At 72.3% G+C, this 21583-nt stretch carries 20 protein-coding genes; 8 read left to right on the top strand and 12 right to left on the bottom strand.

Features of this window, described 5'->3' with window-relative positions; all coding sequences use genetic code 11:
- Positions 1–32: 32 nt before the first annotated feature.
- Both J4709_RS16160 and J4709_RS16155 read left to right on the top strand, forming a co-directional pair.
- The gene (locus tag J4709_RS16160) at positions 33–812 is read left to right on the top strand and encodes a class I SAM-dependent methyltransferase (RefSeq protein WP_208241457.1); all 780 of its coding nucleotides are present in this window, start codon (positions 33–35) and stop codon (positions 810–812) included.
- Between the two features lie 75 nt (positions 813–887).
- Positions 888–1196, top strand: coding sequence for a hypothetical protein (locus tag J4709_RS16155; RefSeq protein WP_173099205.1), 309 nt, complete (start codon positions 888–890; stop codon positions 1194–1196).
- A gap of 66 nt (positions 1197–1262) precedes the next feature.
- Here J4709_RS16155 and J4709_RS16150 read toward each other — a convergent pair whose 3' ends face one another.
- The gene (locus tag J4709_RS16150; protein ID WP_307801284.1) at positions 1263–2864 is read right to left on the bottom strand and encodes an AMP-binding protein; all 1602 of its coding nucleotides are present in this window, start codon (positions 2862–2864) and stop codon (positions 1263–1265) included.
- A gap of 114 nt (positions 2865–2978) precedes the next feature.
- Between J4709_RS16150 and J4709_RS53340 the strand changes: the two genes are divergently transcribed.
- On the top strand, positions 2979–3989 hold the full coding sequence (locus tag J4709_RS53340) for a DinB family protein (RefSeq protein ID WP_232383536.1): 1011 nt from the start codon (positions 2979–2981) through the stop codon (positions 3987–3989).
- Here J4709_RS53340 and J4709_RS16140 read toward each other — a convergent pair.
- The 8 genes from J4709_RS16140 to J4709_RS16105 form a co-directional block, all read right to left on the bottom strand.
- The gene (locus tag J4709_RS16140; protein ID WP_208241455.1) at positions 3982–5496 is read right to left on the bottom strand and encodes a Clp protease N-terminal domain-containing protein; all 1515 of its coding nucleotides are present in this window, start codon (positions 5494–5496) and stop codon (positions 3982–3984) included. The genes J4709_RS53340 and J4709_RS16140 overlap by 8 nt on opposite strands.
- 19 nt (positions 5497–5515) lie before the next feature.
- The gene (locus J4709_RS16135; RefSeq protein ID WP_208241453.1) at positions 5516–6811 is read right to left on the bottom strand and encodes a caspase family protein; all 1296 of its coding nucleotides are present in this window, start codon (positions 6809–6811) and stop codon (positions 5516–5518) included.
- 2 nt (positions 6812–6813) lie between these two features.
- On the bottom strand, positions 6814–7164 hold the full coding sequence (locus J4709_RS16130; RefSeq protein WP_208241451.1) for an effector-associated constant component EACC1: 351 nt from the start codon (positions 7162–7164) through the stop codon (positions 6814–6816).
- Between the two features lie 129 nt (positions 7165–7293).
- The gene (locus tag J4709_RS16125) at positions 7294–7779 is read right to left on the bottom strand and encodes a hypothetical protein (RefSeq protein ID WP_208241449.1); all 486 of its coding nucleotides are present in this window, start codon (positions 7777–7779) and stop codon (positions 7294–7296) included.
- An 11-nt stretch (positions 7780–7790) separates the two neighbouring features.
- Positions 7791–8864 (bottom strand): alanine racemase, encoded by a 1074-nt coding sequence (locus J4709_RS16120; protein WP_208241447.1) that lies wholly within the window; start codon positions 8862–8864, stop codon positions 7791–7793.
- A complete protein-coding gene (locus J4709_RS16115) occupies positions 8861–10453 on the bottom strand; it encodes an IucA/IucC family protein (RefSeq protein WP_208241446.1) in 1593 nt (530 codons plus the stop codon). The genes J4709_RS16120 and J4709_RS16115 overlap by 4 nt, the downstream gene beginning before the upstream one ends.
- Positions 10444–12021: an IucA/IucC family protein gene (locus J4709_RS16110; protein ID WP_208241444.1), complete on the bottom strand. Its 1578-nt coding sequence runs from the start codon at positions 12019–12021 to the stop codon at positions 10444–10446. The genes J4709_RS16115 and J4709_RS16110 overlap by 10 nt, the downstream gene beginning before the upstream one ends.
- On the bottom strand, positions 12018–13160 hold the full coding sequence (locus J4709_RS16105) for an ATP-grasp domain-containing protein (protein WP_307801282.1): 1143 nt from the start codon (positions 13158–13160) through the stop codon (positions 12018–12020). The genes J4709_RS16110 and J4709_RS16105 overlap by 4 nt, the downstream gene beginning before the upstream one ends.
- Before the next feature lie 139 nt (positions 13161–13299).
- On the opposite strand from J4709_RS16105, the gene J4709_RS16100 reads away from it, so the two are divergent.
- The gene (locus tag J4709_RS16100; protein WP_208241440.1) at positions 13300–13908 is read left to right on the top strand and encodes an HD domain-containing protein; all 609 of its coding nucleotides are present in this window, start codon (positions 13300–13302) and stop codon (positions 13906–13908) included.
- Positions 13909–13925: 17 nt separating this feature from the next.
- Here J4709_RS16100 and J4709_RS16095 read toward each other — a convergent pair whose 3' ends face one another.
- Positions 13926–14225: a DUF4031 domain-containing protein gene (locus tag J4709_RS16095; protein WP_208241438.1), complete on the bottom strand. Its 300-nt coding sequence runs from the start codon at positions 14223–14225 to the stop codon at positions 13926–13928.
- Positions 14226–14331: 106 nt separating this feature from the next.
- Entirely contained in the window at positions 14332–15534 is a 1203-nt protein-coding gene (locus J4709_RS16090; protein ID WP_208241436.1) for an RNA-guided endonuclease InsQ/TnpB family protein, read from the bottom strand.
- A 152-nt stretch (positions 15535–15686) separates the two neighbouring features.
- On the opposite strand from J4709_RS16090, the gene J4709_RS16085 reads away from it, so the two are divergent.
- Together J4709_RS16085 and nudC are read left to right on the top strand one after the other, a co-directional pair.
- Positions 15687–17084, top strand: a complete 1398-nt coding sequence (locus tag J4709_RS16085) for a dipeptidase (protein ID WP_208241434.1) — start codon at positions 15687–15689, stop codon at positions 17082–17084.
- Positions 17085–17119: 35 nt separating this feature from the next.
- Positions 17120–18037, top strand: a complete 918-nt coding sequence (nudC, locus tag J4709_RS16080) for an NAD(+) diphosphatase (protein WP_208241432.1) — start codon at positions 17120–17122, stop codon at positions 18035–18037.
- Positions 18038–18094: 57 nt separating this feature from the next.
- On the opposite strand, the gene J4709_RS16075 is transcribed toward nudC, so the two are convergent.
- Positions 18095–18376, bottom strand: coding sequence for a mycoredoxin (locus tag J4709_RS16075; protein ID WP_208241430.1), 282 nt, complete (start codon positions 18374–18376; stop codon positions 18095–18097).
- 177 nt (positions 18377–18553) lie between these two features.
- Here J4709_RS16075 and J4709_RS16070 point away from each other — a divergent pair, with 177 nt between their 5' ends.
- Positions 18554–20620, top strand: coding sequence for an ATP-dependent DNA helicase UvrD2 (locus J4709_RS16070; RefSeq protein WP_208241428.1), 2067 nt, complete (start codon positions 18554–18556; stop codon positions 20618–20620).
- 85 nt (positions 20621–20705) lie between these two features.
- Positions 20706–21581, top strand: a complete 876-nt coding sequence (tesB, locus tag J4709_RS16065; RefSeq protein ID WP_208241426.1) for an acyl-CoA thioesterase II — start codon at positions 20706–20708, stop codon at positions 21579–21581.
- The last annotated feature ends 2 nt before the right edge of the window (positions 21582–21583 follow it).

The raw sequence follows: 21583 nt of genomic DNA, 5'->3' as shown, positions 1-21583 counted from the left end.
ATGATCCGTGGAACCGCATCGAGGGAGGCGACGTGACGGTGACCCACGGCGACAAGGTCGTACGCGAGTTCTCCAAGCAGGCGGCCGGGTTCACCGACCCGCGGCTGAACGTCGCGTTCACCCGGCACCTGGACGACCTCGTCCGCTTCATGGACCCCGAACTCGACCTGGAGGACAACGTCCTGGAGGTCGCCGCGGGCACCGCGATCGTGTCGCGCGCGATCGCCCGCCGCGTCCGGCACGTCACCGCCCTCGACCTCACCCCGGCGATGCTCGCCGAGGGCAAGCGGGAGGCCGACCGGCAGGGCGTCACCAACGTCACCTTCACCCGCGGCGACGCGACCGCGCTGCCCTACCTCGACCGGACGTTCACCCTGGTCGTGACCCGTTTCTCGCTGCACCAGGTGGCCGACCCGGAGGCGGTCGTGCGGGAGATGGCGCGGGTCAGCCGGCCCGGCGCCGCGCTGATCATCGCCGACCTCGTCCGGCCGGACGGCCTGGCGGGCGACCCCGACCGGATCGAGCGGCTCCGCGACCCCTCGCACGGCGCCATGCTCACCCGCGAGCGGATCGCGGACCTCGCCACCGCCGCCGGCGCCGAGGTGAAGCGCACGCAGTGGATCGACTTCACCCGCCCGCTCGAGCCCTGGCTGGAGCTGGCGCGGACGCCCGCCGACGAGGCCGCGCGGATCCGCCGCGAGCTGGAGGACGAGCTGTCCGGCGGCCCCGCGACCGGCATGCGGCCGAGCCGCGAGGACGGCGCGCTGCACTTCACGCACTCGTATCTGTTCCAGCACGCGATCGTCGGCTGAATCGCGGCGTTTTCGCCGGAATGTTTTCGAGCGAATGTTCGACTTGCATCGCTCATGTGTTCTATCTTATCGGCCATGGGTTCCAGCACCGTGCGCCCCCTCGACCGCGAGCCGGCCGCGCTGGCGATGCGCATCGGGGTGGTGGCCGCCGAGGCCGCGCTCGCCACCTTCGCCCGCAACCTCGACCTCGACGACCTGGAGGACGGCATCGACTTCCAGGGCGCCATCGGCCCCGCCGAATGGCCGGTGTTCTCCCTGGTCATCGACACCCTCGCGGAGGCGGGCCCGGGCGACCGCCGCAGCCTCGACGAGCGCCGCGCCGACGCCCTCAACGACCTCGCCCGCATCTGCATGGCCGCCAAGACCCGCGCCGGCGCCGCGTAGCCCGTCGCGATCGCGGCGCCGGGCCGGCCACGTCCGGGTTCGGCGGCCCTGAGCCCGGACGTGGCCTCAGCCCTGCAGCTGCTTCGACCGCACCTTGCCGGTGCTGGTGCGCGGCAGTTCGTCGACGAAATGGACGTCGCGCGGCACCTTGTAGCGGGCGAGGTGCCTCTTCACGTGGGCCTTCAGGTCGTCCTCGGTGACCTGTGAGTTCTCCTTGCGCACGACATAGGCGGCGAGGCGCTGGCCGAACTTGTCGTCCTCGACGCCCTTCACCGTCACCTCGGCGACCTCCGGGTGCTCGCCGAGCAGGTTCTCCACCTCGCCCGGGAACACGTTCTCCCCACCCGAGACGATCATGTCGTCGGCGCGGCCGTCGATGAACAGCCGCCCCTCCGCGTCGAAGTGGCCGAGGTCGCCGGTGCCGGTCAGGCCGTCGCGGACCTTCTTCCCGCCGCCCCCGGTGTACCCGGCGAACCGCAGGCCGCCGCCGGTGTAGATCTCGCCGGTCTCGCCGTCCGGCACCTCCTCGCCGTCCTCGTCGAGGATCTTGACGGTGAGGCGGAACGACGGCCGTCCGACCGTGCCGGGCGCCGCGCGCAGGTCCTCCGGCGTCGCGATCGTCGCCCAGCCCGTCTCCGTCGCGCCGTACACGTTGATCAGCACGTCGCCGAACTCGTCCATGAACGCCTCGGACAGGTGCGGGTGCAGCGCCGACCCGCCGCACACGACGACGCGCAGCGACGGCGTCCGCCGCCGCTCGCGCCGCGCGGCGTCCAGGATCCGCTGCAGCATCACCGGCACCGCGACCAGCGTCTCCGCCTCGCGATCGGCGATCGCCTTCAGCACCTCGTCCGGGTCGAAGCGCCGGAACAGCACGAGCGGCATCCCCATGCCGAGCCCCACCGACGTGTACGCGAACCCCAGAATGTGGAAAAGCGGCGGCGCCACCACAAGGGGCGCCCCCGACCGCACCGGGACCCGCATCAGATGGCTCAGCGCGGCGGGCAGCAGCGACGACACCGACAGGTCGTGCTGCGCGCCCTTCGGCGTCCCCGTCGTCCCGGACGTCATCACGATGACGTTGCTGGTCCGGTCGGGATTCAGCGGCTCGGCGCCCGTCGCCGCGACCAGCGCGTCGATCGACTCGCCTTCGCCGCCGCCGTCCGTCCAGCCGAGCACCCGCTCGCCCGCGAACCCGGACTCGTCCACCGCCGTGCCGAATTCCTCATCGTGGACGAGCAGCTCGACGCCTTCCCGCTCGGCGACCTGTCCCAATTGCGTCGCGGAGAAATCGGTGTTCAGCAGCACGACGTCGTTCCCGAGCCGCGACGCCGCAAGAACGGCCTCGACGAAGCCGCGGTGATTGCGGCACAGCACACCGATCTTCCCGTCGCCGACCCGCTCCTTCAACGCCGTCGCCAGCGCCGCCGCCCGCTCCTCCAGCTCCGCGTACGTCAGCGCGCCCCGCTCGTCGATCAGCGCCGTCCGCCCGGGGAACCGCAGCGCCGCCATCGCCCCGACCGTCGCCGGAACGGGCCCGAACCGCACGTACGGGAACAGCAGCCGCGCCGCCCGGTCGGGCCGCACCGGGTGCATGATCCCGGTATCGCGCACGGCCCGCGTCGCCCGCACGCCCAGACTCGCCACCGACCGCACCCGCTCGAGCACCGCAATCTCCTCACATCGCCCAGCACATACGTTGCCGCGACAAACACTTTGTAACGCATGCCGGGCCGCCGGCACGACGGCCGCGGTGTCGGACCCCGCCCTTAGGGTGCCGCCATGCTGTCCGTCTTCCTCGCATGCGAGGACCCGTACGCCACCGCGGATCTCTTCACCGGACGCCTCGGCTGGCGTCTGGTCTTCGCCACCCCGCGCGACTCCGCCGACCGTCTCGCCTGCGTGTCGCTCGGCGACGCGCAGGTCATGCTCGGCACCGACGACGAGGAGTTCCTGCCCGCGGCGTCCCGCGAGCACCGCGGCGCCGGCGTGACCGTCTACGTCCGCCTGCCGGACGCCGCCGACATCGCGGCCGTCCACGCCCGGCATGCCGAAGCGGGCGTGGCCACGGCTCCGCTCTCCACCCGGGAATGGGGCGAGGGCGCCTTCGACGCCCGCATCGCCGGCTACCGCTTCCTCATCACGCAGGAAGGTACGGTCGGCGGCATGCCCTCTACCATCACCGCCGACGACCTCGAGTCGGCCGTCCGACTCGCCGTGACCGTGCTGGAGAAGGCCCCCGACGGGGCGTGGGACGGCAAGGCGGGAGGGCTGGAGTGGACGTGCTGGGAGACCGTCGAGCACCTGAGCGATGACCTGTTCGCCTACGCGGCGCAGCTGGGCGCACGGCCCAAGAACCGCGAAGTGCCCTTCCTGTGGGAGAGCCGGCGTCCCGGCGGCCCCGCCAACGTCACCTACGCGGACCGCGACGCGGGGCCGAGCGGGCTGCTGGAGGTGCTGGAGGCATGCGGCGCGATGCTGGTCGCGCTGGTCCGGACGACACCGCCCGACGTCCGCGCGCACCATGTCTTCGGGGCGTCCGACCCCGAGGGCTTCGCGGCGATGGGGATCGTGGAGACGCTCGTCCACACCCACGACATCGCGCAGGGCCTCGGCCTCACCTGGGACCCGCCCGCCGACCTGGTCGCCAGGACGCTCGCGCGCCTGTTCCCGGACGCCCCGCGCGACACCGCCCCCTGGCCGACCCTCCTCTGGGCGACGGGCCGCGGCGACCTCCCCGGCCACGCCCGCGTCACCAAATGGCGCTGGACCGGCACCCCCCACCTCAACTGAGCAACCAAACCTCCGGATCATGCTCCACCGGCTGCCGCGAGGCGGACGGAACCGCCGGGACGTCCGGCCGGGGCGAGGCGGCGGAGCCGAGCTGGGCGGTGACGGCCTCGACGTCCTCCTCCGTCACCTCGAGATGGAGTTCGCCGCTGCGCCACTGCTCCTCATGCTCGGTCATGTCCGCGACGAGGGCCGTCTCCTCGTCGCGGAGACGGGCGGCCTCCTCGAAGTGCTGAGCTTCGATCTCGCGCTCCTTCACGGCGCGGACGTCGGCGAGCCTGCGCCGGAACTCGGTGAGCTGCGGGGCGCCGACCGCCCGTTCGACGCGCGCCCGCGAGCTTGCCTCGTCGATCAGCCAGATCGCCCCCTCCGGCAGGAAACGTCCTGGCAGGCGCGTCCCGGCACTGTCTGCGGCGGCCCGGACGGCGGCGTCGGTGATGGTGAGCCCGTAGTGCCGCTCCATGCTGCCGCGGAGGCCCTGGAGGATCTCCAAGGTCGTGGTGGCCGATGGTTCCGGGACGGTCACCGCCTCGAAGCACCGCATGAGCCCCGGGTGCTCGGCCACGGAGGGGAGCCCGCCGGGCGTGGCCTCGCCGATCAGCCGGAGCCGACCCTCGGCGAGCGCGACCCTCAGCAGGCCCCCGGCGCCCGCGATGCCGAGAAGTTCGGGCAGGTCGTCCACGTACAGGACGAGACTCCTGCGGGTGCCCGCTTCAGCGATCACCGTCGTCAGCCGCTCGGCGACCTGTGCCTCGTCGCGCGTCCCGGCCACCAGCCGGGGCAGGTCGAGCGCGAAGACGCGCGCCGCCTTGAGCCGCTGCGGAACGGCGCCCGACGCGATGCGCACGGCCAGCCCGGTCACGACGGACGTCTTCCCGACCCCCGGCGGCCCGACCAGCAGCGGGTTGCTCCGGGTCCGCCGTGACAGCACCCGCAGGACGGCGTCGATCTCCGCCCGGCGGTCGACGAGAGGCCCGAGGCCGTCCCGCGCTTCCTGCGTGAGGTCGCGGGCGTACCCGTGCAGAGGGGGCGGCGGAGCGGGCACGTCGGCCACGGTGCTCTCCATCGGATACCCCATCGCCCTCATGACGTGCCGCCGGATGCGGCGCGGCTCGGCGTCCAGTGCCGCCAGCACGCGCGTGGCGGTACAGGCCGGGTCCTCCACGACGTTGAGCAGGCCGAGGAGGATGTGTTCGGTGCCGATATAGGAAAGACCCCGCTGGAGCGACTCCTGGTTGCCGCTATTGAGCGCGTTCTTCGCCCGGGGCGTGAAGGGCAGGTGCTCGGGCGAGGACTCGGCACCCTCACCGACGAGTGCCGCGACCGTCCGGCGCAGGGACGGCAGGTCGGCCGCCTCGTCGGCGAGCACCTGGGCCGGGATGCTCTCGCCCTCCGCGACCAGCGCCAGAAGCAGGTGCTCGGTGCCCATGTGCTCGTGCCTCAGCAGCCGGGCCTCTTCCTGCGCAAGGACCACGACGCGCCGTGCCCTGTCGGTGAACTTCTCGAACATGTTCCGTCCTCTAGGCCGGCTAATTCGACAGGGCGTCGAGGTCGCGGCGGGTGCGGGTGGTGAGCGGGTGGTCGCCGCCGAGGAGGTGCTCGCGGGCTTCGAGCAGCTCGCGCAGCAGCGCCGCGGCTTCGTCGCGAGCGCCGGTGAGGGTGAGATTGCGGGCCAGCATGTGGCAGGTCCGGAGCGTGTCCGGATGCTGGTGGCCGAGGACGCGGCGCCGGTCGGGCAGCAGGACGCGGAGCAGGGCGATCGCGCGATGCCGGTCGCCCGCCTCGCCGAGGTTCACGGCGAGGTACTGGCGGGTCCGCAGGACGTCGTCGTGGTCGGCGGGCAGGGTGTGCGACTGCTCGATGAGCAGTCGGTCCAGATCCTCGGCGGCGCCGCGCGGGTCGCCGGCGTGGCCCCGGCCGTGCGCGATGTACTGCCGGGTCCGCAGCGTCGCCTCGTCGGTGTCGCCGAGGAAGCGCCGCTGGTCGTCCAGGATGGCACGCAGCAGGCCGGCGGCCTTCGTCCAGTCGCCGGACTCGGCGAGCGCGATGGCCTCCGCCTGCCGTTCGAGCAGGACCGGCTCGGCGGACAGGGCCCGGTTGCGGCCGAGGGTGAACTGCTCGGCGGTGCTCGTGCCGAACCGTTGCGGCTCCGGCAACCCGGCGCCGCGCATGATCGTCCGGAGCTGGCCGTAGAGGAAGTCGAGGGTGAGCAGCTCCGGCCCTTCCGGCACCCCGTCCGTGAGCAACCGCAGAAGCCGCCCCGTGAACGCGGTGTGCCGTTCGCCCTCCGGCGCGAGCGCGACCTGTTCTCGGTCGGCGGACACCAGGACGTAAGTGCCGTCGACGTCGAGCATGTCGGCGACGGACGTCACGTCGGAGAGCGTCTGGGCGAAGGCGCGTGCGGAGAAGCAGCAGTCGAGGATCACGATCTTCGTCTTCGCGGGGCTGTCCAGGATCGCGCTGCGGAGCTTGTCGTACTCCAGCGCGTTGAACAGCGGGTCCTCGGCGTCGGTGCCGGGCAGGGCGAGATAGAGGTCGTGGCGGCGCCCGGCGGTGAGGCCGTGGCCGCAGTAGTAGACGATCAGGGAGTCCTCGGCCTCCCGGAAGACGGACCGCAGGGTGGCGCCGAGCCGGGACAGGTCGCTCTCGTCGAGGATCTGGACACAGCCGTCCGCAGCGACGATGCCGTGGTCGGGGTCGGTGAAGACGGCGGCAAGGTCCGCAAGGTTGTCGCGGACCGCCGGGACGTCGGGCAGCCTCTCGTCGGCATAGGAACCGCTGCCGAGAAGCACCACTCTCGACTTGTGGGGGTGCGGCAGCCGCATGCTCAGTCGGGCCCTCCGTCCAGCGCCCGGTTCAGGATCGTCTCGACGCTGCGGTCCTTGACGTTCTTCGCGTCGATGGTGAGGGTCTCGCCCTTCTCCGTCTTGAGCTGGATCTTCACCGACGCGCGGCGCGGCTGCGCGAACCATCCGCGTAAGGAGGCGGCGAGGACGGAGACCGCCCCGCCGCTGCCGAGTGTGACCAGCAGGATGTTGGACAAGTCGCCGAGTTCGCCGGGCGCCGGCTGCGGCGCGGCCGGGCGGACCCGGCCCTGGAGTTCCCGCTCACCGGCGAGCCAGTCGTGCAGGTTCTCGAGGTCGGCGGACTGGCCCCGCAACGAGATGGTCGCGCTCACATGGCCCCCAGGCGCTTCGGCGTGACGAGCGAATACCGAATCCTTCCATGTCCACGCCCGAGAGCGGGACGTGTCTCGGGCCCGAGTCCATTAACGGACATGGGGGCGCTGTTTCCCGGGGGGCGGGGGTCAGCGGCGTAGGAGTTTGAAGTCGTCGATGACGAGGACGCGGTCGATGGTGTTGTCCTCGTACCAGCGTTCGTGGCCGACATAGTTGCCGGCGCCGCCGCTCTTCGTGGTGCCGTCCGGGGCCATGTAGTCGTAGTCGGCGCGGGCGGCGAGCCATTCGAGAAGCGGCTCCACATGGTCGTAGTAGTCGGGGTGGAGTTCCTGGCGGGCGGTGAGGGCCCAGCCGCCGTTCTCGCGAGGTTCGAGGGCGGCGAAGAGCGCGCCGCCGATCTTCCAGGCCGGGCCGCGTTGGGCGAGCTGCGGTTCGGGGGTCTGGACGGTGGTCGGTTCGCCGTCGTCGCCCGTGATGACCTCGGAGAAGTCGATCGGGATCGCCAGCTCCGCGGGCTGCGGGCCGAGGCCGAGATGCCAGCGGAGTTCGGCGGCCTCGGCGTCGGGGAGGGCACGGAGGTTGATCGCCAGGAAGAAGTCGTAGATGTCGGCCACGGGCGGTGACCTTAGCGGATGTAGTGGAACGCCGGTTCGGGATGCATGAGGAAGTCGTGGTGGGAGATGTTCCACGCGTAGGCGCCGGCCATGGCGAAGGCGATGACGTCGCCGGGGCGCAGTGGTGGGACGGGGACGTTGCGGGCGAAGACGTCCTTGGGAGTGCAGAGCTGGCCGACGAGGGTCGCCGGTGATTCGGGGCCGTTCGCGGTGAGGGCCTTGAAAGGCTGGTCATGGCCTTTCGTGACGGGAGTTCTCAGGTGGTGGGTGCCGCCTCGGAGAATGACGTAGGTCTCGCCTCGCGTCGTTTTCACGTCAAGGACGTCGGTGACGTACCAGCCGTGGTAGGCGGTCATGGACCGGCCCGGTTCGATGCGCAGGCGGGCGGGGATGTCGGCCAGTCCGTCGCCATAGGTCCGCCAGTCGAAGCGGGTCTCGGGGGAGGTGTAGTCGACGGCCATTCCGCCACCGATGTTCAGTTCGGGGTCGTCCACGCCGTGGGTTTTCAGCCAGGGGATCGCCCATTCGGCTATTCGGCGGGCGAGGTCGAGCATGGTGGGGGCGTCCAGGCCGGAGGCGAGGTGGGCGTGGACGCCGCGGAGGGCGATGTGCGGGTTCTCGGCGATGCGGTGGGCGCATTCGTTGAGGGCGTCCTCGTCCATGCCGAAAGGGCCGCTCATGGTGAGGGCGGCACCAGGGGCGTGGAGTGGGAGGTTGGCCCGGAGAAGGACGTCGGCGGGGCCGCGGAGGCGGTCGAGTTCTCGCGGGCTTTCCACATGGAGGCGGTCTATGCCGGTGGCGAGGGCCAGTTCTTCGTCGGTTTTGCCGGGGCCGCCGAAGGCGAGGCGGGCGTGGGGGAGGGTTTCGCGGACGTGGGTCAGTTCGCCGCCTGAGGAGACCTCGATGCCGTCCACGTGAGGGGCGATGGCGCGGAGGAGTTCGGCGTCGGGGTTGGCTTTGGCGGCGTAGAAGAGTTCGGTGCCGCCGAGCGCGGCGCGGATGGATTCCACATGCGTTTTCAGGCCGGGCAGGTCGTAGACGTAGGCGGGGAAACGGTCGAGGTCGCGGAGGTCGTCGAGGTTCACAGCGGAAGGGGCGCGGCAAGCGGGTTGGGGGCGGGGACGTAGGCGGCGCCGCGGTCGGCGGTACGGGACCAGCGGGTGCGCAGGTTCGCTTTCGCGGGAAGCGGGACGCCGGCGAGGAGCGCCCTGACCTGCGGGTGGTGGTCGAGACGCGCGAGATGCTCCCGGGCCGCCTTCCACAGATCCGGTTCGAGAGCGGGGTGCAGGTCGGCGACGGCGGCCGCCGTTTCGGTGAGGTGGTTGACGAGGAGGCAGTAGACGACGCGGTTCCAGCCGTGCGCGGGCGCGTAGGTGAGGCTTTCGGCGACGCGGGCGGGCAGGTGCGACAGGTCCCAGCGGCCGGCGGTGAGCTTGGTGCCTTCGAGGTCGCGGAACGCGGCGTGGACCGGCATGCCGTCCTCGTCGACGCAGATCAGGACGTTCTGCAGGTGCGGCTCAAGGACGACGCCGTGTTCGAGGAATGCGCGGAGCACCGGCGGCGCGACCTGCGCGACGTAGGCGGTCCACCAGGCGAGGGCTCCGTCGGTGGTGGACAGGGCGGGCAGGTCGTTCAGCAGGGTGTTGTAGGGGTCGGCCAGTGCCCCCGCCAAGAGCGGTGTACCGGGAAGGTGTTTCACGCCTTGGCGGACGATGACGCCTAGGCCCTCGTAGAGGCGGCGGTCGGCGAGGGCGACGCTGCGGTAGGCGGGCTCCGCGAGGAGCGTCGCGCCCAGGGACGTGAAGACCGGGCGCAGGAGGTCGTTAAGCGCCACCGCGCCGGACAACTCGTACCAGGCGTTCTTGCGGACGCAGTTGGTGATGCGCACGTCCAGGCTGAACTTGCAGAACAGGTCGGCGTCCGGCAGGTACACGGTGCGGACGGACGACGTCGGTACGGCCTCGACATCGGACGGCCCCAGATCGCGCACTAGCCCCCGCGCAAGTGCGTCCTGTAGCAGCGGGTTCCCGGCGAGCAGGGAGAACTGCCACGGATGCACCGGAAGCGTGCGGCAGCCGGGTACGGACGGCCCGCCCAGCGCCGCGAACGCCTGCGGGTCGCCCTCCTCCGCGACGACGTCGTCCCGCACGGCGAGCCAGTGCGGACGGAACCGGGCCCTGGTCTCGGGCGCGTACCGGAGCCAATCGGCGGGGGAGCCCTGCCGGGACTTCGGCGACGGGTGGAAGCGGTGGCCCGCCACGAGCGACTGCTCCGATTCGAGATACCGATCGTCCTGGGGGGTGTGCCTGGCGGCGATGATGGCGGCGAGCGCGCCGTGGCTGTCGCCGACCTGCGCGAGGAACTCCGGGTTGGGCTGCCCGGTCGCCAGTTCGAGTTCGCCGGCGACGAGGTCGGCGAGGCGGTCCCAGGAGGCGGGGATCCACGCGTCGCCGCGCCGCTCCTCGTACGGCGGCGCGAGGCGGTACGTGGGGCCGGCCGGCGGGCGGGCGAGGCCGGTGCGCAGCACGACGCCGGCGCGCGGCAGCCGGGCGACGAGGTGCGCGCCGTCCGGCCACACCTGCTGCTCGGGGCCGCAGACCTCGCGGATCAGGCAGTTGAGCAGCGCGGTGGAGGTGGCGTCGTCGGCCGTCAGGGCCCGTTCGGTCAGAAGCACGTCGCATCCCGTAGGTAGTTCGGCCCGGGCGGGCCGTAGTGCTTGTTGATGTCGGCGGCGCCGGTCCTGGCCTTGTCGACGAGGGTCCCGGCGGTGACCATCGCCTTGCCCGGCAGCGCGTCCGCGTCGAGCGTGCGCGAGCGCAGGAACGCGTCCTGCGGGCCGAGCGCCGCGTCGAGCCGGTCGCGGATCAGGGCGCGGCCGGTCCGCCAGGGCAGCAGGCCCCGCTCGGCGAGGCCGAGGGCGGGCGCCGCGGCGCACAGGTGCAGGGTGATCGTGACGAACACGCGGGCGAGCGCGTCGGGGTCGGCGGTGACCATCCGCCGGTCGACGAGGTCGCGGGGGTCGGCGCCGGGGGACGGGCCGAGGCGCGCGCGGAGCCGGGCGGGGTCGATGAGGGCGCCGTCGTTGTCCTTGATGAGCAGGCGCAGCGGCCCGTGCCCGTCCAGGACGAGCGAGACGTTCTGCTGGTGAGCCTCTAGCGCGATTCCATAGCGGAACAGCGTGACGTTCCATGCGAACAGTGCCGCCAGGTAGGCGTCGAAGAGCGCCTCGATGTCCCACCGCTCTATGACGTGGCCCTTGTCCGGGGCCTTCGCCACCAGGGCGGCGATGGGGACGACGTGCGCGCGCGCCGTCTCCGCTGGGAAGCGCCGCACGAGGTAGGCGAGGAGCGGATTGTCGGCGTGCCCGTAGGTCTGCTCATCGGCCAGCAGTACGGGAAGGTGCGGTTCGCGGTCGAGGACGCGCCGCAGGACGCGTTCGACGAGCGCGCCGTCCGGCAGCGTGCCGGGGACGATCGTACGGCGGTTGCGCAGCCCCAATGTGCTCGTCGGTAACGGGACCTTCACGTGCTCTAGCGGCGCCGCCGCGACGGTCCGCATCGACAGGGTCGGGGAGACCTGGAGGTACGGTTCCGGGGCCATCGTCGCGGCAGGTTGGTCGCGCACCAGCCGGACGGCCAGCGGGTGGACGGGGAACAGCGCGTCCGCCGACCGCAGCCCCACGTCGGCGGGGGAGGGCCACCACACCGGCGGCTCGCCCACCAGCGTCGCGCCGCGGACGGACGCCCAGCGCAGCGGGAACGACGGCGCGAACTCCGGGGCGTAGCGGCTCAGGTCCGCCATGCTGAGCCCGGTGCGGCTGCGGCTCGTCGGGTGGACGGGGTGGTCGTTGTAGGCGGCGAGGCTCTCGTAGAACGTCCCGGGGCCCGTCCTCAGCGCGTCCGGTATCCGCGCCAAGCGCCGGTGTACGGCGGGACGTGCGTCGTTATGGAGCTTCACCGTGGCGAGCGCGTCGAGGCACTCGCGCTCGAACGCCTCGGTGTCGTCCCTGGGATCGGCCAGGTGCCGTACCAGCGCGAAGACGTCCTGTAGCGCGAGGTTCTGTGACGGGTCGACGCGCAGTTCGGACAGGAAGGCGGGGTCGGCGTCCACCAGCCGTATGGGACGGCCCGGCACCGCGAGCGTCCGGTTCTCGACGAACCGCCGCACGCCCGCGTAGTCCTCGCGGATCAGGGCGTCCAGGACCCGGGCCGCCAGCGGCCCCTCGATGTCGGGATCGGTCACGTGATCGTCCACTCGTGGGCGGAACGGAAGCGCGCCAGCGCGGCCTCCACCTCGTCCTGGCCCGGGCCGATCGCGCGGACGGTCCCCAGGTAGTCGCGGTTCGTGCGGGTGAGGGCGACCGGGTCGCCGACGGCGCGCTGCGGGAGGTAGGCGAGCCGCACGGCGCCGTCGTCCAGCTCCATGGGGCCGGGTGCGGCGCGCAGGACGCCGGCGCGGTCCGCGATGACGGCCTCCGCGACCGCATGCCCGCGCACCGCCGGGACGTCCAACGCCGGCGGCTCCCCGAGGTGGACGCCCAGGATCCGCTCGAACAGCGGGATCCCGAGCAGGTCGGCCATCAGGAAGTCGCAGTGGTCGCCGATCAGCCGGTAGTTCACCTCGATGATGCGGGCGCGGCCCTCGTGGACGACGAACTCGGTGTGGCACGCGCCGAACCCGACGCCCAGCGCGTCGAGCTGCGCGAGGATCTGCGGCGTCTCCGGAGGCGGCGGCGCCCACTCCAGGCGCTCCTCCACGAAGAACGGCGGCGGCGACACGGTCGTCCGGTACGAGCCGAGGACGCGCAGCTCACGGCCGTCGCCGAGCGTCTCCAGCGTGTGCAGCTGCCCCGGCAGGTACTCCTCGGCGACCAGCGGGTCGCTGCGGCGCGCCGCGATGTCCTCGCGCCGCGTCTCCAGCTCCCGCGCGTCGTGGACGAGGAAGACGTCCTCGCTGGCCACGCCCTCGCGCGGCTTCACGACGAGCGGGTACGGCGCGTCCGGCGGCACGTGGAAGGCGTCCGCCGAGAAGACGGGGTCCAGCGCGGCGAGATGGCGGCGCATCAGGCCCTTGTTCTTCGCGCGCGCCGTGGCCCGCCAGTCCTTGCCGGGGAGCCCGAAGTAGGCGGCGGCGAGCGCGGCGGGCGCCTGCAGGAAGTCGCTGTTGGAGAAGATCCCGGCGGGCTCGCCCTCGACCCGGTCGATGATGTGCCGGAAGTCGGAGACGTCGCATTCGACGACCCGTCCGGCGGCGTGCGCGTGGGCGGCGGGACGGTCGGTGAGCAGCACCACGTCCAGCCCGAGGCGCGCGGCGGCGGGCAGGAACCCGTGCGTCACCGAGTCGGTCGCCTTGCCGGCGACCAGGTAGAAGGAGGCGGCCACGGTCGGCCTTTCCAGTGAGTATGTGAGGTAAGCCTTGCCTAACTCGCAACCGTCACCATAGTGGCCGGGCCGGTGCCCGCAGGCAAGAACGATGGCACCGCGTGTCCCGCCGCGTCCGGCGATCCGGGAGGATGGGCGCATGGATCTCGTCGAGCGGTGGGTCGCGCTGGCCGGCCCGCAGACCCGGCACATCGGAACGGAGCTGGACAAGCGGTACGGCGAGCCGCACCGCAAGTACCACACCCGCGACCACCTCGCCGCCGTCCTCGACCTCGTCGACGAGCTCGCCGCCGACGCCGCCGACCCCGAGGCCGTACGGCTCGCCGCCTGGTTCCACGACGCCGTCTACGACCCCGAGCGCGCCGACAACGAGGAGCGCAGCGCCCGTCTCGCCGCCCGCATGCTCGCCGACACCGACCTGCCCGCCGCGACCGTCGACGAGGTCGTCCGGCTCGTCGAGCTGACCGTCACCCACGCCCCCGAGCCCGGCGACCGCGACGGCCAGGTCCTCTGCGACGCCGACCTCGCAGTCCTCGGCGCCGACCCCGGCCGGTACGGCGCCTACGCCGCCGCCGTCCGCGAGGAGTACGCGTTCGTCCCCGAGGACCTCTTCCGCGCCGGACGCGCCGAAGTCCTCAACGGCCTCCTCGCGCTCCCGCACCTGTTCCACACCGCCACCGCCCGCGAACGCTACGAGGAGCGGGCGCGCCGCAACATCGAGACGGAGCTGATGCTCCTCAACGCCTAGACCTCAACGCCTGGACCTCAACGCCTGGACCTCAACGCCTGGACCGCCGTGGACCGGCGCCGGACCGCCTTCCGCCGCCGCAGCCCCGCGCGCGTCAGCCGCAGGAGCAGCTCCTGGCAGCCGACCGCCTCCGCGCCCTGCGCCACCGCCGCCTCGTACAGCTCGGACGGCACGTCGTAATGGTCCCGGTCGAACGCCCGCACCGGCATCCCGAGCTCCGCCGCGAACGCGTGCAGCTCCTCGTACGACACGTCGCTCACCATGTGAGACCACACGCGCCCGCGCGCCGGCCACAGCGGCGGATCGATGAGGACCAAAGCTCCTCCTGGAGGCCGAGCGAACAGGATCCCTTACCGCGCCTGACAGTACGACACAGTGCAAAGGGGCATGCAGTTGACTTCCCCCCTCGTTGTGAGGGGATTCCTACGGCTCGCGCCGTGGGTGTTCCTGCTTCACGGCCGACTGCGGAAGGGAGGTCCCTTGCCGTCTGACATCAGCTCCACAGACATCGCCGGGGGTGTCCCCGGCTACGGCTCGACCAGCCGCAAGGATGTTCTTGGCCGCGTTGACGTCCCGGTCGTGCCGGGTGCGGCAGCCCGGGCACGTCCAGCGCCGGGTGGAAAGGCTCAGCTCCGCGAGCAGGTGCCCGCAGTGCGAGCAGGTCTTGGACGAGGGGTACCAGCGGTCGATCACCACCAGGGTGCGCCCGGCGCGCTCGCACTTGTACTCCAGTTGGCGGCGGAACTCGCCCCATCCGCAGTCGGAGATGGCACGGGCGAGCCGGTGGTTGCGCACCATCCCGGAGACGTTCAGGTCTTCGATGACGATGGTGTCGGCCCGGCGGACGAGGCCGGTGGTGGTGCGGTGCAGGAAGTCGGCGCGGGCGTTGCGGACCTTGCGGTGGGCGCGGGCGACCTTGGCCTTGGCCTTGCGGCGGTTGTTGGACCCGGGCCGGCAGCGGGCCATGCGCCGCTGGTAGCGGGCGAGGTTCCGCTGCTTCTTCTCCAGATGCCTCGGGTTGGCGATGCGGTCTCCGTCGGAGGTCACCGCGAAGTCCTTGACCCCCAGGTCGACGCCGATCTGGTGTGCGGCGGCCGGCAGGGGGACGGGCTCGTCGGTGTCGACGGCGAAGGTGACGTACCAGCGGCCGTCGCAGTCGCGCGAGATCACGACCATCGTCGGGTTCAGCGTCACCAGGTCCACGTCGTCGAAGGACCACACGAACGCCAGGGGCGCGGTGGTCTTGGCCATCCGCAGTTCGCCGTCGCGCATGCGGAACGCCGAGCGGGTGTAGTGCGCGGACTGGCGGGAGCCCCGGGTTTTGAAACGCGGGTAGCGGGCGCGTCCGGCGAAAAAGTTGGCGAAGGCGGCATGCTGGTGGCGCAACGCCTGCTGCAGCGGCACCGAGGAAACCTCCGAGAGGAACGCCAGATCCTCGGTCTTCTTCCATGCCGTCAGCGCCGCGTCGGTCTCCTTGTAGGAGACGCGCCGCCCTTCGGCGTGCCAGGCTTGGTGCCGTTCGGCGAGCGTCTTGTTCCACACCAGGCGCACACATCCGAACGTACGGTTGAACACGGCCGCCTGCTCGGGGTCGGGGTAGGCCCGGCACTTGTACGCTGTCCGCACGACCGTAGATTTTACACGTCGGGCTTACGGCTGTAATAGGTTTCGGATCGGTGGACCCCGCCGCCAGTGGGTCCAAGCTGTACCGGGCCGCCTCGGACGGAGCACGAGTTCCTTCCCGTCCCGAAGGCCGGGGGCATCTTTCGGAGGACCAGTTGAACGAGGCAGTTCAGGAAATAGTCGATTACATCGAGGCCGGCCGCGACCGGTTCATCGCGGACCTCAAGGAGTGGCTGGCGATCCCGTCGGTCTCCGGGGACCCCGCTTACGCCACCGAGGTGCGGCGGTCCGCCGAGTGGCTCACCGAGTACCTGCGCGGCCAGGGCTTCCCGACCGTGGAGACGTGGGAGACGCCCGGCCTCCCGGCCGTCTACGCGGAATGGCCCGCCGCCGACCCGTCCGCCCCGACCGTCCTCGTCTACGGGCACCACGACGTCCAGCCCGTCGAACCGCTGGACGAATGGGACACCGCGCCGTTCGAGCCCGTCGAGAAGGACGGCCGGCTCATCGGGCGCGGCTCGTCCGACGACAAGGGCCAGGTGTTCTTCCACACCCTCGGCATCCGCGCCGGCCTCGCCGCGTCCGGCGCCGGCGCCCCGCCCGTCACCATCAAGCTGCTGGTCGAGGGCGAGGAGGAGTCCGGCTCCGTGCACTTCGCCGACCTGCTGCGCGAGCGCCGCGACCGGCTGCACTGCGACGCGATCGTCATCAGCGACACCACCATGTGGGCCGCCGACGTCCCGTCGATGTGCACCGGCATGCGCGGCCTCACCGAGGCCGAGGTCACCCTCCGGGGCCCGTCCTCCGACCTGCACTCCGGCTCGTTCGGCGGCGCCGTCCCGAACCCGCTGCACGCCATGGCGACGCTGATGGCCGCGCTGCACGACGCCGACGGACGCGTCACCCTCCCCGGCTTCTACGACGACGTCGTCCCGCTCACCGACGAGGAGCGCGCGCTGTTCGCCAAGCTCCCGTTCGACGAGGCGGAATGGCTGCGGACCGCCGGCGGCAGCCGCGCCGCCTACGGCGAGAAGGGCTACACCACCCTGGAGCGCGTCTGGGCGCGGCCCACCGCCGAGATCAACGGCATGTGGGGCGGCCACACCGGCCCCGGCGGCAAGACGATCGTCCCCCGCGAGGCGCACGCCAAGATCTCCTTCCGGCTCGTCGCCGGCCAGGACCCCGCCAAGGTGCAGCAGGCGTTCCGCGACTGGGTCGCCGCCAGCACCCCCTACGGCGTCGAGGCCGAGGTGCACATCCCCGGCGGCGGCGTCCGGCCCTGCTTCTCGCCCATCGACTCGCCCGGCGTCAAGGCCGCCCGCCGCGCCATGGAGCGCGCGTTCGGCCGCGAGGTCCTGTTCACCCGCGAGGGCGGCAGCGGCCCCGAGGCCGACCTCGCCGACGTCCTCGACGCGCCGCTCATCTTCGTCGCCGTCGGGCTCGACGACGACCGGATCCACGCGCCGAACGAGAAGGTCGAGATCCCCCTGCTGCTCAAGGGCGCCGAGGCCGCCGCCTACCTGTGGGAAGAACTCGCCACCGCACTCCGCTGAACAGGTAGTCGGGTACGACGGGAGAAAGGAGCCCGATGACGGTGACCGAAGGACCGCTCGAATGGCTCGCGCTCGCGCGCGGCACGCTCGACCGGGTCGCGCTGAAGCGGCGCGACGACGCGTGGCTCGCCGCCGCGTGGGCCGACCCGGCCACGCGGGTCCTGGTCGTCCAGGACGGGCGGACGCTCGTCACCTACGCGTCCGAGCCGGCGCTGGCGTTCGTCGCGCCGGACGAGGCGCCCGCCGGCGAGCGCTGGCTGCTCGGCGTCGACGACGCCGGCACCGCCTACTTCGGCGTGCCCGGCGAACTGCCCGCGGTGGACGGCGCCGAGCCGGCCGGCCTGCGCCGCGTCGGCGCGCTGCTCGCCGACCGCGACTCCGGCCTCCTCACGCACGCCGTCGCGCTGGAGCACTGGCACCGCACCAACCGGTTCTGCCCCCGCTGCGGCGCGGAGACCCGCGTCACCTCCGCCGGGCACGTCCGGGTCTGCCCCGAGGACGGCTCCCAGCACTTCCCGCGCGTCGACCCCGCCGTGATCATGCTGGTCACCGACGCCGACGACCGGATCCTGCTGGCCCGCGGCCCGCAGTGGCCCGCCGACCGCCGCTCGATCCTCGCCGGGTTCGTCGAGCCCGGCGAGTCCCTGGAGCAGGCCGTCGCGCGGGAGGTGGAGGAGGAGGTCGGGCTCGCCATCCGGGACGTTCGCTACCTCGGCAGCCAGCCTTGGCCGCTGCCGCAGAGCCTCATGCTCGGCTTCACCGCCACCGCCGACGGCACCCTCCCGCTGCGCCCCGACCCCGAGGAGATCCTCGACGCCGGCTGGTACACCCGCGACGAGCTGCGCGCCGCGATCGAGGCCGAGGAGATCGTCGCCCCCGGCCCGCTGTCCATCGCCGCCCAGCTCATCATGCGCTGGTACGGCGGCGAACTCCCCAATATGCCGGCGTTCTAGCCGGAACGGGACGAGCCCGGCGACTCGTGGGAGTCGCCGGGCTCGGTCGCGGAAAGATCAGGCGAGGGAGGCGAGCTTCGCCTTGACCGCCTTCGCGCTCGGGTTGGTCGCGGCGGAGCCGTCGGGGTAGACGATGGTCGGTACCGTCTGGTTGCCGCCGTTGACGCTCATCACGAACTCGGCGGCCTTCGGGTCGCGCTCGATGTCGATCTCCACCATCTCGATCCCGTCGCGGGCCAGCTGGCTCTTCAGCCGCCGGCAGAACCCGCACCAGGTCGTCGTGTACATGGTGAGCTGGCCGGTCGGGCCCTCGGCCCGGTCGGTCGTCGGCGTCGCCATCGGTACGTCGTCTCCCTCGTTCGTTCGGACGATCTGTGCTCTCGCCTCCCGAAGAACACTAGATACCCGTCCGGCATTCCGCGAGCGCCGGCCGGGCCGCCACCGGCGCGGCCGTCCGTCCGTCCACAATTCGTGTGGCGGGCGGATACGGTCGAGGCGGACTGGGAGTATGGATGCATGTTGGCTGAGTCGGTGCTGGAGGGGCTCGACCCCGAACAGCGGGAGGTCGCCGAGGCGGTGCAGGGCCCGGTGTGCGTCCTCGCGGGCGCCGGGACGGGCAAGACACGCGCCATCACGCACCGGATCGCGTACGCGACGCTCACGGGCGTGGTGACGCCGCAGCGGGTGCTGGCGGTGACGTTCACCACGCGCGCGGCGGGGGAGCTGCGCAGCCGGCTGCGGCAGCTCGGCGCGCCCGGCGTGCAGGCCCGCACGTTCCACGCGGCGGCGCTGCGCCAGCTCAGCTACTTCTGGCCGCGGGTCATCGGCGGCGACCCACCGAAGATCATCGACTCGAAGATCGGGCTGGTCGCGGACGCGGCGCGCGCCTGCGGGCTGTCGCTCGGCCGCACCGAGCTGCGCGACGTCGCCGGCGAGATCGAGTGGGCGAAGGTCACCCAGCACCGTCCCGAGGACTACCCGGCCGCGGTGGTGAAGGCGGGGCGCAAGCCGTCCACCGAGGTCGTGGACGTGGCGCGCGTCTACGCGATGTACGAGCAGCTGCGGCGCGAGCGCAACCTGCTCGACTTCGAGGGGATGCTGGAGCTGACCGCGGCGGTGCTCACCGAGCACCGGGAGGTCGCCAACCAGGTCCGCGAGCAGTACCGGTACTTCGTCGTGGACGAGTTCCAGGACGTCAACCCGCTGCAGAAGATGCTGCTGGACACCTGGCTCGGCGGCCGGCACGACCTGTGCGTCGTCGGCGACCCGAACCAGACGATCTACTCCTTCACCGGCGCCAGCCCGTCCCACCTGCTCGGCTTCACCCGCGAGCACCCGGACGCGAAGGTCGTGAGGCTGGTGCGCGACTACCGGTCGACGCCGCAGGTCGTGCGGCTGGCGAACGGGGTGATCGACCAGGCGAAGGGCGCCCGGCACCGGCTGGAGCTGGTCGCGCAGCGCGAGAACGGCCCCGAGCCGGTGTTCAACGAGTACGACGACGAGGTCGCCGAGGCCGACGACACGGCGCGGCGGGCCCGCAAGCTGATCGACGAGGGCGTCCCGGCCCGCGAGATCGCGGTCCTGTTCCGGATCAACGCGCAGTCGCAGACCTACGAGGCGGCGCTCGCCGCGGCCGGCGTCCCGTACGTCCTGCGCGGCGCGGAGCGGTTCTTCGAGCGGCCCGAGGTGCGGGAGGCGGTCGTGCGGCTGCGGGGCGCGGCCCGCGCGGGCGCCGACGCCGAGACCGACGGGACGGGCCTGATCATGACGGTCCGGCACGTGCTGTCGGGCGCGGGGTTCTCCGACCGGCCGCCGGAGGGCGCCGGCGCGGCCCGCGCGCGCTGGGAGTCGCTCGCGGCGCTGGCGCAGCTCGCCGAGGACATGGCCGCCGACGATCCGAAGGCGGGCCTGCCCGAGTTCGTCGCCGAGATCGAGGAGCGCGCCGCGGCGCAGCACGCGCCGCCGCTGGAGGGCGTCACGCTCGCGTCGCTGCACGCCGCCAAGGGCCTGGAGTGGGACGCGGTGTTCCTCGTCGGTCTCGCGGAGGGCACCTTGCCGATCATCTATGCCAAGACGCCCGAGCAGATCGAGGAGGAGCGCAGGCTGCTGTACGTCGGGGTCACGCGCGCGCGCGTCCATCTGACGCTGTCGTGGGCGCTGGCGCGCTCGCCTGGCGGGTCGCAGATGCGCCGCCCGTCCCGGTTCCTCGACGGCCTGACCGGCAAGACGACCACGCACATGCCCGCCCGCGTCGACCGCACGAAGCGGCGCGTCACCAAGGGCCCGCAGCCGTGCCGGGTGTGCGGCCGCCCGCTGACCGCCGCCGTCGAGCGCAAGCTCGGCCGCTGCGAGGACTGCCCGTCCGAGCTGAACGAGGAGCTGTTCGTCGCGCTGAAGGACTGGCGCGCGGAGGTGTCGGCGGAGCAGCGGATCCCCGCCTACGTGGTGTTCACCGACGCCACCCTCCAGGCCATCGCCGAGCACTGCCCCGACTCGATGGAGGATCTGGCCCGCATCCCCGGCGTCGGCAAGGTCAAGCTCGACCGCTACGGCGAAGCCGTCCTGAACCTCTGCGGCGTCTGACCCGCCCGCGCGGCGGGCCGCCGGGAAGGGGCGACCCCGGGGGTGAGACACCGCTCACACGGGTGTATAGGGAAGACTGGCGGCCGTGAGCGATTCCCTGAAGGCACTGCTCGATCTGCTGGATCTGGAGCAGATCGAGAACGACATCTTCCGCGGCCGCAGCCCCGAGGAGCGCCGGCAGCGGGTCTTCGGCGGCCAGGTGGCCGGGCAGGCGCTGGTCGCCGCCGGACGCACCGTCCCGGTGAACCGGCCGGTGCACTCGCTGCACGCCTACTTCATCCGGCCCGGCGACCCGCTCGTCCCGATCGTCTACACCGTCGACCGGGTCCGGGACGGGCGGTCGTTCACGACCCGCCGCGTCAGCGCCGTCCAGCACGGCAAGGTGATCTTCACGCTCTCGGCGTCGTTCCAGGTCGTCGAGGACGGTCCCGCGCACCACGCGCCGATGCCGGACGCCCCCGCGCCCGAGACGCTGCCGGACTCGCTGACCCGGCTGACCCCGCTGTTCGGCGAGGCGGGGGCCCGCGCGTTCGTCGAGCGGCGGCCGTTCGACGTGCGGCACGCGACCCCGCTGACCTGGGAGGCCGCCAAGGACCCGGCGCTGGCCTCGCCGGAGTCGGTGGTGTGGCTGAAGGTCATCGGGGACCTGCCCGACGACCCGCTGCTGCACGTGTGCCTGATGACCTACGCCTCGGACATGACCCTGCTCGACACCGTCCTGCTCAACCACGGGCTGGCCTGGGGCGACAAGCGGACGATGGGCGCGAGCCTGGACCACGCGATGTGGTTCCACCGGCCGTTCCGCGCCGACGACTGGCTGCTGTACTACCAGGACACCCCGTTCGCGGGCGGCGCGCGGGGCCTCGCCCGCGGGCAGGTGTTCAACCGCGCCGGTGAGCTCGTGGTGTCGGTGATGCAGGAGGGCCTCGTCCGGGTGTCGGACTCCGGCCGGGAAGGCTAGCG

The organism is Actinomadura violacea (assembly GCF_017573465.1).
GTDB lineage: Bacteria > Actinomycetota > Actinomycetes > Streptosporangiales > Streptosporangiaceae > Spirillospora > Spirillospora violacea.
Note: the sequence above shows the minus strand (reverse complement) of the source record. Positions and strands in the feature narration are given on the sequence as shown.

What these genes read in the sequence shown, in the direction of transcription:
- nudC (WP_208241432.1), top strand. Translation starts at nt 17,120, where the DNA reads ATGACGGTGACCGAAGGACCGCTCGAATGGCTCGCGCTCGCGCGCGGC.
- J4709_RS16070 (WP_208241428.1), top strand. Translation starts at nt 18,554, where the DNA reads ATGTTGGCTGAGTCGGTGCTGGAGGGGCTCGACCCCGAACAGCGGGAG.
- J4709_RS16140 (WP_208241455.1), bottom strand. Translation starts at nt 5,496, where the DNA reads ATGTTCGAGAAGTTCACCGACAGGGCACGGCGCGTCGTGGTCCTTGCG.
- J4709_RS16155 (WP_173099205.1), top strand. Translation starts at nt 888, where the DNA reads ATGGGTTCCAGCACCGTGCGCCCCCTCGACCGCGAGCCGGCCGCGCTG.
- J4709_RS53340 (WP_232383536.1), top strand. Translation starts at nt 2,979, where the DNA reads ATGCTGTCCGTCTTCCTCGCATGCGAGGACCCGTACGCCACCGCGGAT.
- J4709_RS16075 (WP_208241430.1), bottom strand. Translation starts at nt 18,376, where the DNA reads ATGGCGACGCCGACGACCGACCGGGCCGAGGGCCCGACCGGCCAGCTC.
- J4709_RS16135 (WP_208241453.1), bottom strand. Translation starts at nt 6,811, where the DNA reads ATGCGGCTGCCGCACCCCCACAAGTCGAGAGTGGTGCTTCTCGGCAGC.
- J4709_RS16100 (WP_208241440.1), top strand. Translation starts at nt 13,300, where the DNA reads ATGGATCTCGTCGAGCGGTGGGTCGCGCTGGCCGGCCCGCAGACCCGG.